The organism is Pseudarthrobacter sp. NIBRBAC000502770, assembly GCF_006517815.1.
Lineage (GTDB): Bacteria > Actinomycetota > Actinomycetes > Actinomycetales > Micrococcaceae > Arthrobacter > Arthrobacter niigatensis.
Genome location: NZ_CP041198.1, coordinates 192,538 through 207,673, shown reverse-complemented (window position 1 = coordinate 207,673; position 15,136 = coordinate 192,538). Strand labels below are relative to the sequence as shown.

The 15,136-nt window shown below is 66.0% G+C and carries 12 protein-coding genes; 2 read left to right on the top strand and 10 right to left on the bottom strand.

Annotated features, from left to right (window positions below; translation table 11 throughout):
* Window positions 1–1,794: a maltose alpha-D-glucosyltransferase gene (treS, locus tag NIBR502770_RS01390; protein ID WP_141158082.1), complete on the bottom strand. Its 1,794-nt coding sequence runs from the start codon at window positions 1,792–1,794 to the stop codon at window positions 1–3.
* On the bottom strand, window positions 1,791–3,833 hold the full coding sequence (locus NIBR502770_RS01385; RefSeq protein ID WP_141183268.1) for an alpha-1,4-glucan--maltose-1-phosphate maltosyltransferase: 2,043 nt from the start codon (window positions 3,831–3,833) through the stop codon (window positions 1,791–1,793). The genes treS and NIBR502770_RS01385 overlap by 4 nt, the downstream gene beginning before the upstream one ends.
* Before the next feature lie 191 nt (window positions 3,834–4,024).
* Between NIBR502770_RS01385 and glgP the strand changes: the two genes are divergently transcribed.
* Complete coding sequence (glgP, locus tag NIBR502770_RS01380) at window positions 4,025–6,643, top strand: alpha-glucan family phosphorylase (protein WP_210418900.1); 2,619 nt, start codon at window positions 4,025–4,027, stop codon at window positions 6,641–6,643.
* A 75-nt stretch (window positions 6,644–6,718) separates the two neighbouring features.
* Here glgP and NIBR502770_RS01375 read toward each other — a convergent pair whose 3' ends face one another.
* From NIBR502770_RS01375 to NIBR502770_RS01340, 8 genes are all read right to left on the bottom strand, one after another.
* Window positions 6,719–7,075 carry a barstar family protein gene (locus NIBR502770_RS01375; RefSeq protein WP_141158085.1) on the bottom strand — a complete coding sequence of 119 codons (357 nt, stop codon included), beginning with the start codon at window positions 7,073–7,075 and terminating at the stop codon, window positions 6,719–6,721.
* Window positions 7,076–7,082: 7 nt separating this feature from the next.
* Window positions 7,083–7,571: a ribonuclease domain-containing protein gene (locus NIBR502770_RS01370; RefSeq protein ID WP_141158086.1), complete on the bottom strand. Its 489-nt coding sequence runs from the start codon at window positions 7,569–7,571 to the stop codon at window positions 7,083–7,085.
* Between the two features lie 29 nt (window positions 7,572–7,600).
* Entirely contained in the window at window positions 7,601–9,700 is a 2,100-nt protein-coding gene (gene glgX, locus NIBR502770_RS01365) for a glycogen debranching protein GlgX (protein WP_141180785.1), read from the bottom strand.
* Between the two features lie 89 nt (window positions 9,701–9,789).
* Window positions 9,790–10,779: a 23S rRNA (guanosine(2251)-2'-O)-methyltransferase RlmB gene (gene rlmB / locus NIBR502770_RS01360; protein WP_141158088.1), complete on the bottom strand. Its 990-nt coding sequence runs from the start codon at window positions 10,777–10,779 to the stop codon at window positions 9,790–9,792.
* Window positions 10,780–10,859: 80 nt separating this feature from the next.
* A complete protein-coding gene (cysS, locus tag NIBR502770_RS01355; RefSeq protein WP_141180784.1) occupies window positions 10,860–12,329 on the bottom strand; it encodes a cysteine--tRNA ligase in 1,470 nt (489 codons plus the stop codon).
* Window positions 12,330–12,338: 9 nt separating this feature from the next.
* On the bottom strand, window positions 12,339–12,851 hold the full coding sequence (gene ispF / locus NIBR502770_RS01350) for a 2-C-methyl-D-erythritol 2,4-cyclodiphosphate synthase (RefSeq protein WP_141158090.1): 513 nt from the start codon (window positions 12,849–12,851) through the stop codon (window positions 12,339–12,341).
* Window positions 12,848–13,630, bottom strand: coding sequence for a 2-C-methyl-D-erythritol 4-phosphate cytidylyltransferase (gene ispD / locus NIBR502770_RS01345; protein ID WP_141180783.1), 783 nt, complete (start codon window positions 13,628–13,630; stop codon window positions 12,848–12,850). Before ispD ends, ispF begins: the two co-directional genes overlap by 4 nt.
* A 105-nt stretch (window positions 13,631–13,735) precedes the next feature.
* Window positions 13,736–14,218, bottom strand: a complete 483-nt coding sequence (locus tag NIBR502770_RS01340) for a CarD family transcriptional regulator (RefSeq protein WP_011690592.1) — start codon at window positions 14,216–14,218, stop codon at window positions 13,736–13,738.
* Between the two features lie 271 nt (window positions 14,219–14,489).
* Here NIBR502770_RS01340 and NIBR502770_RS01335 point away from each other — a divergent pair, with 271 nt between their 5' ends.
* Window positions 14,490–15,077 carry a hypothetical protein gene (locus NIBR502770_RS01335; protein WP_141183267.1) on the top strand — a complete coding sequence of 196 codons (588 nt, stop codon included), beginning with the start codon at window positions 14,490–14,492 and terminating at the stop codon, window positions 15,075–15,077.
* The last annotated feature ends 59 nt before the right edge of the window (window positions 15,078–15,136 follow it).

Sequence of the window (15,136 nt, the reverse complement as noted above, 5' to 3'; positions counted from 1 at the left end):
TCAGTTCTCTATCGACAGGATGGGCATGGCCTGGGTGTAGGGCGACGAGGGACTTGACCCCGCCGACCGCATCCGGAGCCAGAAGAAATCGTGGCTTCCGATGGTCAGGGTGAGTGTGCCGTCGTCGCCGATACCGGGAAAGACCTGACCGCCAAACACATCGCGGAGGCCCCTGCCGGCGTACTCGGGAATCCGCAGCGTGGCAGCGACCGGATGCTGGGACAGGTTGAAGGCGCACAGGATGGTCTCGGAGTCGGCCCCCGCGGGGTTGTTGTCCGGGAGTTCGCGCAGGTACGCCAGGACGGCGTCGTGGTCTGCGTCCACGTGCTTGAAGCCGCCCAGCCCGAACGCCGGGTGGTTCTTGCGGACGCTCAGGATCTGCCGCGTCCAGCGGAGCAGGGATCCGGAATGCGCCGCCTCAGCCTCCACATTGGCCATGGCGTAGTTGTACACCAGCGACTGGATGGGCGGGAGGTACAGCTTGCCGGGGTCCGCATGGGAGAAGCCTGCGTTCCGGTCCGGGTTCCACTGCATGGGCGTACGGACTGCGTCGCGGTCCTCGAGCCAGATGTTGTCTCCCATCCCGATCTCGTCGCCGTAGTAGAGGAACGGGCTCCCCGGAAGTGAGAGCAGGAGCGCGTTGATCAGCTCGATCTCGGCCCGGGAGTTGTCGAGCAGCGGCGCCAGCCGGCGGCGGATGCCGATGTTGGCCCGCATGCGCGGGTCCGGCGCGTACCAGCCCAGCATGGCGGCGCGCTCGTCGGCGGTGACCATCTCCAGGGTCAGTTCATCGTGGTTGCGGAGGAATGTGCCCCATTGGGCGCCCTCAGGGATGTCCGGGGTGTCGCGCATGGTCTCGATGATGGGTGCGGCCTTCTGGTCGCGGAGCGCGTAGTAGAGGCGGGGCATGATGGGAAAGTGGAACGCCATGTGGCATTCGGGTTCTTCAACGGTGCCGAAGTACTCCACCACTTCGTTGGGCGGCTGGTTCGCTTCGGCGATGATGACGCGGCCGGGGTAGCTTTCATCCACCATTTCCCGGAGCCGGCGGAGGAACTCGTGGGTGGCGGGCAGGTTTTCGCAGTTGGTGCCCTCCTCCTCGAACAGGTATGGGATGGCGTCCGCCCGGAAACCGTCAATTCCCTGGTCCAGCCAGAACCGGACCACGTCGAAGACGGCGTCGATCACCTTGGGGTTTTCGAAGTTCAGGTCCGGCTGGTGGCTGAAGAACCGGTGCCAGAAGAACTGGCGGCGGATGGGATCGAACGTCCAGTTCGATTCCTCCGTGTCGACGAAGATGATGCGGGCATCCTGGTATTTTTCGTCGGTGTCGCTCCAGACGTAGAAGTCCCCGAACGGCCCGTCCGGGTCCTTCCGGGACTCCTGGAACCAGGGGTGCTGGTCGGAGGTGTGGTTCAGCGGAAGGTCGATGATTACCCGGACGCCGCGGGCGTGGGCCTCCGCCACCAGCCTTTTGAAGTCGCTGATGGTGCCAAACTCGTCCAGGACCGAGTTGTAATCCGAGATGTCATAACCGCCGTCACGCAGCGGCGACTGGAAAAACGGGGGCAGCCAGAGGCAGTCAACGCCGAGCCACTGCAGGTAGTCCAGCCGGTCGATGAGTCCGGAGAAATCCCCGGACCCATCGCCGTTGGCATCCGAAAAGGCCCTGACAAGCACTTCATAGAACACTGCCTTGCGGTACCACAGGGGGTCATGCTGAAGGCCGGGCGCATTTAGCTCGAAGGTGCTCTTAGGGGTGAAGTGGCCGGAACTTTGCGGATTGAAGGTCACTGATGCGTTCTCCTCACGCTCAGGATGTGGGCGGGCTCCACGTGCGGATCAAGCCGCACGTAGTTGAACTCGCCCCACTCCCAGCTTTGGCCGGAGAGGAGGTCGTCAACGTAGAAGCCGCCGCCGGGCGTGATGTCCTGCGGGTCCAGTTCCAGGGCTGCCAGGTCCAGGGCCACGCTGCATTCCTTGGTCACGTGCGGGTCCACGTTGACCACCACGACGATGGTGTCCTTGGATCCGTCGGGAAGGGTCTTGTGCTTGGAGTAGACCACCGTTGAGTCGTCGGTGCTGTTGTGGACCGTCAGGTTCTGGAGGTCAAGCAGCGCGGGGTGGTCCCGCCGGATGTGGTTCAGCCGCGTGATGTACGGGGCCAGAGAGCGTCCGGACTCGGCGGCCGCGTCCCAGTCGCGCGCCTTGTACTCGAACTTCTCGTTGTCGATGTATTCCTCGGCACCGGGCCGGGCCACGTGCTCGTACAGTTCGTAGCCTGCGTACACGCCCCAGAGCGGGCTGCCCGTGGAGGCAAGTACCGCCCTGATGCGGAACGCGGCCGGCCCGCCGTACTGCAGGTATTCCGTGAGGATGTCCGGGGTATTGACGAAGAAATTGGGGCGGAAGAACGCCGGGGACTCGTGGCTTACTTCTTCGAAGTAGGTCTCGATTTCCTTCTTGGTGTTCCGCCACGTGAAGTAGGTGTAGGACTGCTGGAAGCCTGCCCTGCCCAGTGCGTGCATCATGGCTGGGCGGGTAAAGGCCTCCGCGAGGAAAACCACGCCGGGCACTGCTTTGTCCACTTCCGCGATGAGCCATTCCCAGAACCACACTGGCTTGGTGTGCGGGTTGTCGACGCGGAATATCTTGACGCCATGGCTGACCCACAGCAGCACTATCCGCAGGATTTCCCGCGAAAGGCCTTCGGGATCGTTATCGAAATTCAGCGGGTAAATGTCCTGGTACTTCTTGGGCGGGTTTTCCGCGTAGGCAATGCTGCCGTCCACCCTGGTGGTGAACCATTCCGGATGGGACTGCACCCAGGGGTGGTCAGGGGCAGCCTGGAGCGCCAGGTCCAGGGCCACTTCCAGTCCCAGTTCGTTGGCACGGGCCACGAACGCGTCGAAGTCTTCGAAGGATCCGAGGTCGGGGTGGATGGCGTCGTGTCCGCCTTCCTTGGCTCCGATGGCCCACGGTGAACCCGGATCGTGGGGGCCGGCGACAAGCGTGTTGTTGGGCCCCTTCCGGAACTGCAGGCCGATGGGGTGGATCGGCGGCATGTAGAGGACGTCGAACCCCATGGCAGCGACGGCGTCCAGCCGCTTGGCCGCGGTCCGGAAGTTACCCGAGGTCCAGGCACCGGTGTTGTGGTCCTTGACGGCGCCTTCCGACCGGGGGAAGAACTCGTACCAGGCGCCCCGCCCGGCCCGGTCCCGCTCCACCAGCAGGGGGTACTTCTCGGAGACGGTGACGAGTTCGCGGATGGGCTGGCGGGCAACGACGTCGGCGATTTCCTGGCTGAACCCGGCACCAAGCCGTTCCTCCGTGCTGCGGGACTGGTCACCCAGGACCTCAGAGGCGTGCCGCAGGGCAGCCCGGTCCACGTCGTCCCGGAAGTCCTCGGCGGATGCTTCGCCCAGCAGTTTGGCACCTTCGGCGAGCATGAGTTCGACGTCGACCCCGGCGTCGATCTTCACCTCGGCGTTGTGGTGCCAGGTGCCGTACCGGTCGTGCCAGGCTTCGATGGCAAAGGACCAGTTCCCCGTTTCCGACGGCGTGAGCACGCCTTCCCAACGGTCCGTGCCCATGCCCCGTTCCCCGCGGGGCGGCGCGAGGCGCACGCGCTGGCGCTCGGCACCGGAGGGGTCCAGGAGCACTGCGCTGACGCCGAGCTGGTCGTGCCCCTCGCGGAAGCAGGTGGCGCCCACCACGATGGCTTCGCCGGGCAGGGCCTTGGCCGGAAACTTGCCGCCCTCGACGACGGGCTGCACGGCGGTAATCGGAAAACGCCCGAACCGCAGGCCCTCGGTGATACTGCGCTGGGGCATTTTGGTGGATGCTGCACTGGTTCCTGAGTTAGTCGTCACAGGCTCGACGTTAGCGAGAAATGCCCCGGATTGCTAAGCCTGCTCACTAAAAACGGTGTGCCGCGGCCGAATTTCTTCACGCCCCTGTCATTTACCCAAAAGAAACCGAAAGCTGGTTCCAGCGGCGCATGTTGTCGGTTAGTGTGACGCAGGTGAAGGCAATCCGCAGGTTTACGGTCCGTACAGTCCTCCCCGAACCCATTCGGCCCCTGGCCAGGCTGGCCAGCAATTTGCGGTGGTCCTGGCACCGGCCCACCCGGGAACTTTTCGCGGGGCTGAACCCGCGCCTCTGGGAGGAAAGCGGGCAGGACCCCATCGGCTTCCTGGGCATGGTCAGCCGCGAGGAATTCCAGCAGCTCGCTGCGGACCAGTCCGTGGTGGAGAGGGTGCGCGCCGCCGAGCAGGACCTTGACCGGTACCTCCAGGAGCCGCGCTGGTACCAGGGCCTGGGCCCGGATGCACCCGCTTCCATTGCCTATTTCTCCCCCGAGTTCGGCATCACCGAGGTCCTGCCCCAGTACTCGGGCGGCCTGGGCATCCTCGCCGGCGACCACCTGAAGGCAGCCTCGGACCTCGGCGTTCCCCTCGTCGGGGTGGGCCTGCTGTACCAGGCCGGTTACTTCAAGCAGTCACTGTCCCGCGATGCGTGGCAGCAGGAGACCTACCCCGTCCTGGATCCGGACGGCCTGCCGCTGACATTGCTCCGGGAGCCGTCTCCCGACGGCAACGGCAAGGCCCTGGAGGTATCCCTGCCCCTTCCCAACGGGCGCCGGCTCCTGGCACACATCTGGCGGGCCGACGTCGGCCGTGTTCCCCTGCTCCTCCTGGACTCCAACGTGCCGGGCAACGACGACGCCGCCCGCAGCATCACCGACCGGTTGTACGGCGGCGGCGGCGACCACCGGCTCCAGCAGGAACTCCTGCTGGGCATGGGCGGGGTCAAGGCCCTTCGCGCCTTCCAGAAGCTGACCGGCTGCGCCGCGCCGGAGGTGTTCCACACCAACGAAGGGCACGCGGGGTTCCTGGGGATCGAACGCATCCAGGAACTGATGTCCGGGGAGGAGGCCCTGACCTTCGACGAGGCCCTTGCCGCGGGCCGCGCCTCCACGGTGTTCACCACCCACACGCCGGTCCCGGCCGGGATCGACAGGTTCGAGATCAACCAGATCAGCCATTTCTTCCAGGCCGGCCTGGCTCCGGACGTGCCCGTGGACCGTGTCCTGGAATTGGGACGGGAGAACTACGCGGACGGTAACCCGTCCGTCTTCAACATGGCGGTCATGGGCCTGCGTTTGGCCCAGCGCGCCAACGGCGTGGCCAAGCTCCACGGTGAGGTGTCCCGCGGCATGTTCTCCGCCCTCTGGCCGGGCTTCGACCACTCCGAGGTGCCCATCACGTCAGTCACCAACGGCGTGCACGTTCCCACCTGGGTGGACAGCCGCATCTCCAAGCTCGCCCGCGACCAGTTTGGCAGCGAGGCCGAAGCGCTGGGCAAATGGGACCTGGCCTACAACGTCAGCGACGCCGACGTCTGGGCACTGCGCCGCGAGATGCGCGCTGCCCTGGTGGAGGACGTCCGCCGCAGGCTGCGGGCGGCCTGGAAGAAGCGCGGCGCTGCCGACGCGGAGCTGGGCTGGACGGACAACGTGCTGGACCCGGACATCCTCACCATTGGTTTTGCCCGCCGCGTGCCCACCTACAAGCGGCTGACCCTGATGCTGCGCGAACCGGCGCGGTTGAAGGCGCTGCTCCTGCACAAGGACCACCCCATCCAGTTGGTGATCGCCGGAAAGTCTCATCCGGCCGACGACGCCGGGAAGAAAATGATCCAGGACCTGGTGCGGTTCACGGATGACCCCGAGGTCCGGCACCGCATCGCGTTCCTGCCCAACTACGACATCGCCATGGCCCGGACCCTGTTCCCGGGCTGCGACGTCTGGCTGAACAACCCGCTGCGTCCGTTGGAGGCCTGCGGCACGTCGGGCATGAAGGCGGCCTTGAACGGTTCCCTGAACCTTTCCGTCCTGGACGGCTGGTGGGATGAGATGTACGACGGCGAGAACGGCTGGGCCATTCCCACGGCCAACAACGACGCTTCCCCCGAGGAGCGGGACGACATTGAGGCGGCGGCGCTGTATGAGCTGCTGGAAACGCAGGTGGCACCGCGCTTCTACGGCAGCACGGTGTCCGAGGCTGCAGGCGCTGCCGGTCCCTCGACCACGCCGAGGGAGAAGGTGCCAACGCACTGGGTGTCCATGATCAAGCACACCCTCTCGCACCTGGGTCCGGCGGTCTCCGCTGAACGCATGCTCCGCGACTACGTGAACATCCTGTACCGCCCGGCAGCGGAAGCGGGCCGCAGCGCCACCGCCAACTCGTACGCCCAGGCCCGTGCATTGGCTTCGTGGTCAGCCAAGGTGCGCGGCGCCTGGCCGCAGGTCCACGTTGAGCACGTGGATTCGGTGGGCGTGTCCGAGGACCCGCAGATCGGCGACACGCTCCAGGTCAACGCCTACGTGGCCCTGAACGCCCTCACACCGGAGGATGTCTGCGTGGAGGTGGCCTACGGCCGGGCCGAGGAGAACGACACCCTGGCCGACATCACCATGATGGAGCTGCAGGTGAAGGAGGACCTGGGCAACGGGCGCCACCTGTTCAGCAGTTCCTTGGTGATCGACCGCTCCGGGCCGTTCGGGTACACCGTCCGCGTCCTGCCCCGGCATGACGCCCTGGCCTCGAAGGCCGAGCTTGGGCTGATCGTGAACGCTTAGCCCGTTGCGGACAGGGACCGGCAGGCCTGCTTCCTGGCAGGCCTGCCGCTCCGTTCAAGGAAGCACGGCGGTCACTTAAAGAAGCACTGCGGTGACGGCCAGGTCCTTGCCCGCGTACCGTTCTGCGTCCTGCAGGATCTCGCAGATGATCCCGAACGACCGGTCAGCGCGGAACGGCGCCGCCACCTGCCACAGCAGCGTGACGGGAGGGTTGCCGTTCCCACTGATGCTGTCCGCGAAGTCGTGAAGCGAGTCGTTCAGCGCATCGAGGTTCACGCCATAATGCTCGGGAAAGTCCAGCACCTCGCCAAAGGTCTCCAGGACGGTGCGTTTGCTGTCCGCCGGAGGGACCACCACGCTGCGGCGCCCGGCGTCGGCCACCTGTTCCTGCAGCTCTTCGAGGGTCCAGGTGTCGCCGGAGAAGATTCTCATGGTTGTGCTAGCTGCCTTCCGCTATGTACTTGAACGTTGCGTAGTGGTCCCCGGTGTAATACTTCTCGCCGTCGTTGCCGGCCACGATGCGCCTGGCACCCCTGTCCGGTTCACCAGGCGTGGGAACGGTGTACTCGCGGTAATAACCGCGGTCCCGGGCGGGCAGGACGCGTTCGAAGTTGCCGAATACCTGGTCGTCCTGGCCGTACTGGAACGGGCCGCCCGCCCGGATCAGCGCCAGCACCCGACGGCCCTCCACCGGCAAGGCGGATTCCCGGATCTCCGGCAGGCTGGATGGGTTCGCTCCTCGGTGGGACGCCGACTGCTTCGCGGCCGGGGACGTGGCCGTCCCGCGCTGGGTGCCCGCTGCGCTGGAGGCGGCTCCCGGCGTCGTACCGTCCGTCTGCCGGCCCAGCAGCCCGGCGCCGCCGAACGCCACGACGGCCAGCACCACCAGGGTGGTGAGGATCAGCGGGAGGATGGAGCGGTTACGCATGCGGGTCTGCCTGACGGGGATGGAGGAGTCTACGTGCGGTAGATGCTGATGGAGTTGGCCTCGGCAAGGTCGACCTCCCCCGCTGCCACCTGGATACCCTGCCGCTCCTTGTGGCGGGGCGAGGTGGTGAGCCGCAGCTCGAACAGGCCCGGCGCCGGCTTCCCGGCATCCGGCAGGGTGACCTCGACGTCATGGGCGCCTCCGTTGACCACTACCAGCCCGGCAAGGTCGCCGCCGTCGTCGCGGAGCAGTAGCTGCAGGACGCGGTGTTGCGGATCGTTCCAGCGCTCGGCGGACATGGGCTGGCCGTGCTGGTCAAACCAGTAGAGGTAGGACTGTTCGTCGCGGACGGGAAAGTCGTGGGGCTGGGCGGCAAGGAACTCCTTGCGCAGCCGGATGTACCGTTTGGTGCTGCGCAGCATCTCGTGTGCCTCCGGCGTCAGCGTCCAGTCGAGCCAGGTGATGGCGTTGTCCTGGCAGTAGGCGTTGTTGTTGCCGTGCTGGGTCCGCGCCAGCTCATCCCCGGCAGTGATCATTGGGACGCCGAGCGAGACCATCAGCGACGCCATCAGGTTGCGCCGCGACTGGGCGCGCTGTGCCAGGATTCCGCTGTTCTCGGTGGGGCCCTCAACGCCGTGGTTGTAGCTGCGGTTATCCCCGTGCCCGTCCCGGTTTTCTTCACCGTTGGCCTCGTTGTGCTTCCGGTCGAAGGACACGAGGTCGTTCATGGTGAAGCCGTCATGGGCGGTGACGAAATTGACCGACGCCAGGCGCGAACGGCCGGAGGCCTGGAAGAGGCCCGCGGAACCGGACATGGCGTCGGCAAGCTTTGCCATCGTCCCGCCGTGCCCACCGGAATCGATGGCAGCCCGGTCGGCCAGCCAGAACGTCCGGACGGCGTCGCGGAAGTGGTCATTCCAGTCCACCCACCCGCGCGGGAACCGGCCGGTCTGCCAGCCGCCGTAGCCAATGTCCCAGGGTTCGGCGATCAGCTTGACCTCGGCCAGGACGGGATCGGCGGCAACGGCCGTGAGGAAGGGGTGGTGGGGGTCGAAATCGTTTGCGGCGTTGCGGCAGAGCGTGACTGCGAGGTCGAACCGGAAGCCGTCGATGTGGAATTCGTCCACCCAGTAGCGGAGGGAGTCAAGCACCAGCTGGACTACATGCTGGTCCCCGAAGTTGAGGGTGTTGCCGCAGCCGGTGGTGTCAATGTACTTGCCGCTGCCGTCCACGCGATAGTACGTGTCTTCACCGAGGCCGCGGAAGCTCAGGACGGGGCCGTCCGCCGTGCCCTCGGCCGTGTGGTTGTAGACGACATCGAGGATGACTTCCAGCCCGGCGGCGTGAAGTGCCTTCACCATGGCCTTGAACTCGTCCTGGACCGCCTGCGGGCCCGCTTCCTGCGCGGCTCGGGTGGCGTAGCCGGGGTGCGGGGCGAAGAAGGCGGCGGTGTTGTACCCCCAGTAGTTGCTGAGCCCCAGGTCCTGCAGGTGTGGCTCGTCGATGTGGAAGTGGACGGGCAGGAGCTGGACGGACGTAACGCCCAGGCCGGTGAGGTGCTCTACGACGGCGGGGTGGGCCAGGCCCGCATAGGTCCCCCGCAGCTCTTCGGGTACGTCAGGATGGAGCATGCTCTGGCCGCGGACATGCGCCTCGTAGACGATGGTGTTGCGCCAGGGAAGACGCAGCCGTTCGTCAGATTCCCAGTCGAAGTCGAGAGCGGTGCGGACGCTGGTGAGGAAGCCCTCGCCCTGGTCCACTCCCTTGCCGTACGGGTCCAGCAGCAGGGGCTGGCGGGCGGAACCATTGTCTGCCGGAAGCTCCGGGGGCAGAGGCTGGCCGTCCGACGTCGGGCGGAAGCCGTAGCGCGATCCGTACGGCAGGTCCTCCACGATACCGTGGTGGACTCCCTTGGTGACGTTGGGCAGGGTCTGGGTCCGCCACTGGCCGCCGGGAGGGCAGTAGGCGATGTCCAGGCTGGCGACGCCGGGGGCGAAGCAGGCAACGTTGGCGCGTCCGCCGGCGTGGTGCCGGGTACCGCCGGAATCAGCGCGCGGGACGCTGACACCGAGGGGAACAGCCGAGGAGGCGTCCATGGTGGAAGCGGTGTCGAAAAGCGGCATGACCATCACCTAAATAGTAGCGGCCAACGGCACTTGGCCTGCCCGTATGCCCCTGCGGCGCGGGGAATCCGCCCGCAGGTTACGGGCAGGCGGAGTTATCCTGCGGAGCGCTGGCGGGAGACCTCGTAGAGCGAGATGCCCACGGCCATTGAGGCGTTCAGGGACTCCATGGCGGAATCGATGGGGATGGAGACGATCTGGTCGCAGTTTTCCCGGACCAGCCGGCTCAAACCCTTTCCTTCGGAGCCCACCACGATGCACACGGGTTCGGTCGCCAGCGTGAGGTCAGGCAGCGAAACGTCGCCGTCGCCGTCGAGCCCCAGGACATAGATGCCCATGTTCTTGAACTGCTTCAGCGCGTTGTTCAGGTTGGAAGCGCGGGCCACGGGCACGCGGACGGCGGCACCGGCACTGGTCTTCCATGCCGAGGCGGTCACGCCCACGGAGCGGCGCTCGGGCACCACGACGCCATGGCCGCTGAAGGCGGAGACGGAGCGGATGATCGCACCCAGGTTCCGGGGGTCGGTAATGCCGTCAAGGGCAACGAAGAGCGGCGCGTTGGAGATGTGCCCCTTCTTCCACTTGTCCACGGTTTCCTCGGCGAGCTCGTAGGCGTCCAGGTACTCGTAGGGCGGGATCTGCAGGACCAGGCCCTGGTGGACGGCGTCGTCCGTCATCCGGTCCAGTTCGGGTTTGCCGGTTTCCAGCAGCGGGATGCCGCGTTCGGCTGCGAGCTTCAGGGACTCCTTGACCCGGTCGTCCATCTCGATGCGGATGGCAACGTGGAGGGCCTTCGCCGGAATTCCGGCACGGAGCGCCTCGACTACGGAGTTGCGTCCGGTAACCACTTCCTCGGTGGCACGTCCCTTGGGGCCGGACTTGGCAGCGCCGGCGCTGCGGGCACCGGTCCCCCGCTTCGCTGCAGACCGTTCGGCAAGCTGCCGGGCCTTGTGCGCTTTGTGGTACACGCGGTCCTCGGCCTTGGGCGTGGGGCCCTTGCCCTCGAGGGCCTTGCGGCCATGGCCACCGGTTCCGACGGTTGGGCCCTTCTTCGCTTTAACCGATCGGCGACCATTGTTGGCCATGATGTCCCACCCTTGATTGTGCTGACTGAATCTGCATACCAGTCTACTGACCCGAAAAAAATCGGGGACAGCGGCCCAGTTCAGTCCCGCTTGAGGCTCCAGGTGGCACCGTCCGGGCCGTCCTCCACCAGGACGCCTGCCTGGTTGAGGGTGTCCCGGATGGCGTCGGACTTCGCCCAGTCCTTGTCCGCGCGGGCAGCCGCCCGGGCCGAGAGCTGCGCCTCGACCAGGACGTCGAGCGCTTCGGCCTCACGCGTGCTGGCCTTTTCAGAGCCTGCGACGGCGTTGAGCCCCAGGACATCGGTCATCAAGACGACGGCATGCATGGCGCTCCGGGCGCCGTCATCATCCCCGTCGGCGAGTGCAGTGTTGCCCGCCCTGACCGTCTCGTGCAGGGCGGCCAAGGCGCGCGGGACGTTGAGGTCATCATCCATGGCCTCCTGGAATGCCTGGACATTCGCCGATGAGGAGCCGTGGCTGCCGTCGTCGATAGGGCCCGCATTCCCGCCGAAGCGGGCCGCAGCCTTGGCCAGGAATCCGTCGATGCGTTCGACGGCGGCCGCTGCCTCCTGGAGGGACGTAGGACGGTAGTCGAGGATGGACCGGTAGTGCGCCTGGCCAAGGTAGTAGCGCACCACCCGCGGTGGGGCGAGTTCGAGCATTTCGGCCGGGCTGATGGTGTTGCCGATGGACTTGGACATCTTTTCGCCCTGGTACGTCACCATGCCGTTGTGCATCCAGAAGTTGGCGAACGGGTGTCCGGCTGCCTGCGACTGCGCCATTTCGTTTTCGTGGTGCGGGAAACGGAGGTCCAGTCCCCCGCCGTGGATGTCGAAGGCGGCACCGAGGTACTTGGTCACCATGGCGGAGCACTCGAGGTGCCAGCCCGGCCGTCCGGCACCCCAGGGCGAGGACCAGCTGGCGGTAGCGGGCTCCCCTTCTTTGGAACCCTTCCACAGCGCAAAGTCGCGCGGGTCCTTCTTGCCGCGGGGATGGGCGTCGGGCGCTGCCTGCATGTCGTCGATGTTCTGCCGGGTCAGGGCGCCGTACTTGTCCCAGGAGCGGACATCGAAGTACACGTCGCCTGAGTCGTCCAACGCGGGGTAGGCGTGGCCGCGGTCGATGAGCTGCTGGATGAGGGCATGCATCTCGGGAATATGTCCGGTGGCGCGGGGCTCGTACGTGGGGCGGGAGACTCCCAGAGCGTCGTAGGCCTTCAGGAATTCCTGCTCGTAGCGGTAGGCCAGGGCCCACCATTCCTCACGGGCCACGTCGCCCGGCTCGGGGCTGAAGTCCGGGTCAAAGGAGGCCTCGGACTTGGCGAGGATCTTGTCGTCGATGTCCGTCACGTTGCGGACAACCGTGACGCGCAGCCCCCGGTACTGCAGCCAGCGGGTGAGCTGGTCGAAAGCGATGGCGGAACGGATGTGGCCCACGTGCGGCATCCCCTGGACAGTCGCACCGCAGTAGTAGAGGCTGACCTTGCCCTCGACGAGGGGGACGAAATTCCGGACGTCGGCGGAGGCGGTGTCATAGAAGCGCAGGGTCACCGCTCCAGACTAGCTGATGGGCGCAGCGGGCTGCGGGTACACCAGGGCGGTGGCTACGGCGGAGACGCCCTCGCCGCGCCCGGTGAATCCCAGGCCGTCACTGGTGGTTGCCGTGACGCCTACATGGGCGCCTGCCGCCTCGCTCAGGACCCTTTGCGACTCTTCCCGCCGGGGGCCGAATTTGGGCCGGTTGGCTACGAACTGCACGGCGACGTTGCCGATCTCGAATCCGGCAGCCCGGACGATCCGTGCGGCCTCGGCGAGGAGCGTGGCACCGGACGCACCGGCGAATTCCGGGCGGTCCGTCCCGAAGTGGGTACCAAGGTCGCCGATGCCGGCAGCCGAAAACAGGGCGTCCGCTGCTGCGTGGGCCACGGCGTCGCCGTCAGAATGCCCGGCGAGGCCGCGTTCGCCGGGCCAGAGCAGGCCACCGAGCCACAGCGGGCGCGGAGAATCCTCGGGGGCATACGCGTGGACGTCGATACCCACACCGGTGCGGGGCAGGACGGTGTCCGGGCTCATCCCTCCACCCACCGGGCACCGAGCGGACCCTCGAGGAGGCCTTCGGCGAAGATGAGGTCAAGGGGTGTGGTGATTTTCAGGGATTGCGTCGACCCGCGGACGGCGTGCACCGCAGTGCCCAGCATTTCCACGAGCATGGCGTCGTCGGTGACGGCCGCTGCCTGCTGCTGGTCCAGGGCCTGGGCAGCTTCGTGCGCTCGCAGCAGCGTGCCGAGGGTGAAGCCTTGCGGGGTCTGCACCGCCCGCAGTTCCTCGCGACGGGCAGTCCCGGTGACAAGCTCGGGGGCAACCGCGGCGTCGCCGCCGGTGGTAGCCGCCACCATCTTGACCGTGTCCACGACCGGGACCACGGGAATAACTGCCGCGGCGCCGGCGACCAGGGAATCGCAGACGCGGTGGAAAACGGATTCGGGTGTCAGGGCACGGGCGGCGTCGTGGACGAGGACGGCCTCGATGCCTTCCATCAGCGCTGCAATTCCGGCGCGGACGGACTCAGCCCTGGTGGATCCGCCGTCAACGACCGTCAGGAGGGGGCCGCCGTCCGCAAGTTCCTCCCGGAAGTCGTCGCACAGCCGGCGCAGTCCTTCGTCGCCGGGAGGCAATGCCACGCACACTTGGCTGGCCACGCCCGAAGCAACAATGCCGCGCAGGGCATGCATCAGGATCGGCTCTCCGCCGAGCGGCACTGCCGCCTTGGGCATGCCGTAACCAAGGCGTTGCCCGGAACCTGCGGCAACCACGATGACTGCTGTGACCAGGCGCGTGGGTGATTCACTCATGCGGACTAGCCTACGACGCCGCACCATGGCTTGGATGCTTGGGACACCGCGGGGTGGGCCCAAAAAAGCCCCGGCTGCACGCGCGTGCAGCCGGGGCTAAATTCTTTAGGAAGCCAGGACCTCGTCGAGAACGCTTGCCGCCTTCTCCTCGTCGGTCTTCTCAGCCAGCGCCAATTCTGAAATCAGAATCTGGCGGGCCTTGGCCAGCATTCGCTTCTCGCCTGCGGAAAGGCCCCGGTCGTGATCCCGGCGCCACAGGTCGCGAACAACCTCTGCCACCTTGATGACGTCACCGGAAGCAAGCTTCTCCAGATTTGCCTTGTACCTGCGTGACCAGTTGGTGGGTTCCTCCGTGAACTCGGCACGGAGCACATCGAACACGTGCTCCAGGCCTTCCTTGCCCACTACGTCCCGGACCCCAACAAGGTCAACGTTCTCTGCTGGAACTTCAATGGTCAGATCACCCTGAGCCACCTTGAGCTTGAGATACATCTTCTCTTCGCCCTTGATGGTGCGCATCTTGATTTCTTCAATCTTCGCAGCACCGTGGTGAGGGTAAACTACTGTCTCGCCGACCTCAAATACCATGTGGACATTTCCCCTTTCCCGCAGACCAGTTTATCACGATTCAGGCATATGACCGGCCGGAGAAAGGGCTCCCAACCGCGAAAATACGCGGGAAAACGGCCCAATCGAACCCCTTCACCCCCTTGACGGATGCGCAGATTAGTGCATGCGGTGAGCGCTCACGCGGGGGATGTGACACCGCCGAATCCTCGTTTGCCCCTCTTTGCGGATAGGCTATGGCTGAAAAAGACTTCAAATTTCTCGAGGAGTACGTGACGTGCGTTCCACTGCGATGAACCGGGCCCAGCGCGGCAAACTGGCACTGACGGCTGCTGCCCTTGGCGCCAGCCTGCTGACCGCGGGCTGCGGTTACATCACGCCCCAGCAGACCAGCCATCAGTACTCCGCCTCGGACGGCATCCGCGCGGACCTCGGTCCGCTGCAGCTGCGGAACATCCTTATTGTTTCCACCGGCGAAGACGAGCCCGGCCGCCTGATCGGTGCCGTTTACAACTCCTCCTCCAAGGATGTGAAGCTCACCGTCAACGGCGCAAAGGGCTCACAGACCGAGGTTCCGGTGAAGGCCAACTCCTACACCCTGCTGAACGAAAAGTCGGATGAGGCCATCCTCAGCACCACCGGCGGCAAGCCGGGTTCCCTGGTGGACGTCAAGATCAGCGAGAACGGCACCAACGTCAACAGCACGGTCAAGGTTCCGGTCCTGGACGCCACCCTGCAGGAGTACAAGGACTACGTCCCCACCCCCAGCCCGTCGGCGACGTCCATGCCGTCGTCCTCTTCGTCGGCCAGCGCGGGCGCAACTTCCTCCGCCTCCGCGACCTCCAGCACCTCGGCAACGGCGACTGCCACCAGCCGCTAAGGCGAACGCTCGAACAAACAAACACAAAAAGGGAGGAGCCCCAAGGGGCTCCTCCCTTT

What these genes read in the sequence shown, in the direction of transcription:
- NIBR502770_RS01375 (WP_141158085.1), bottom strand. Translation starts at nt 7,075, where the DNA reads ATGAGAATCTTCTCCGGCGACACCTGGACCCTCGAAGAGCTGCAGGAA.
- NIBR502770_RS01385 (WP_141183268.1), bottom strand. Translation starts at nt 3,833, where the DNA reads ATGCCCCAGCGCAGTATCACCGAGGGCCTGCGGTTCGGGCGTTTTCCG.
- ispD (WP_141180783.1), bottom strand. Translation starts at nt 13,630, where the DNA reads ATGAGTGAATCACCCACGCGCCTGGTCACAGCAGTCATCGTGGTTGCC.
- rlmB (WP_141158088.1), bottom strand. Translation starts at nt 10,779, where the DNA reads ATGGCCAACAATGGTCGCCGATCGGTTAAAGCGAAGAAGGGCCCAACC.
- glgX (WP_141180785.1), bottom strand. Translation starts at nt 9,700, where the DNA reads ATGGTCATGCCGCTTTTCGACACCGCTTCCACCATGGACGCCTCCTCG.
- NIBR502770_RS01340 (WP_011690592.1), bottom strand. Translation starts at nt 14,218, where the DNA reads ATGGTATTTGAGGTCGGCGAGACAGTAGTTTACCCTCACCACGGTGCT.
- ispF (WP_141158090.1), bottom strand. Translation starts at nt 12,851, where the DNA reads ATGAGCCCGGACACCGTCCTGCCCCGCACCGGTGTGGGTATCGACGTC.
- NIBR502770_RS01335 (WP_141183267.1), top strand. Translation starts at nt 14,490, where the DNA reads ATGAACCGGGCCCAGCGCGGCAAACTGGCACTGACGGCTGCTGCCCTT.
- NIBR502770_RS01370 (WP_141158086.1), bottom strand. Translation starts at nt 7,571, where the DNA reads ATGCGTAACCGCTCCATCCTCCCGCTGATCCTCACCACCCTGGTGGTG.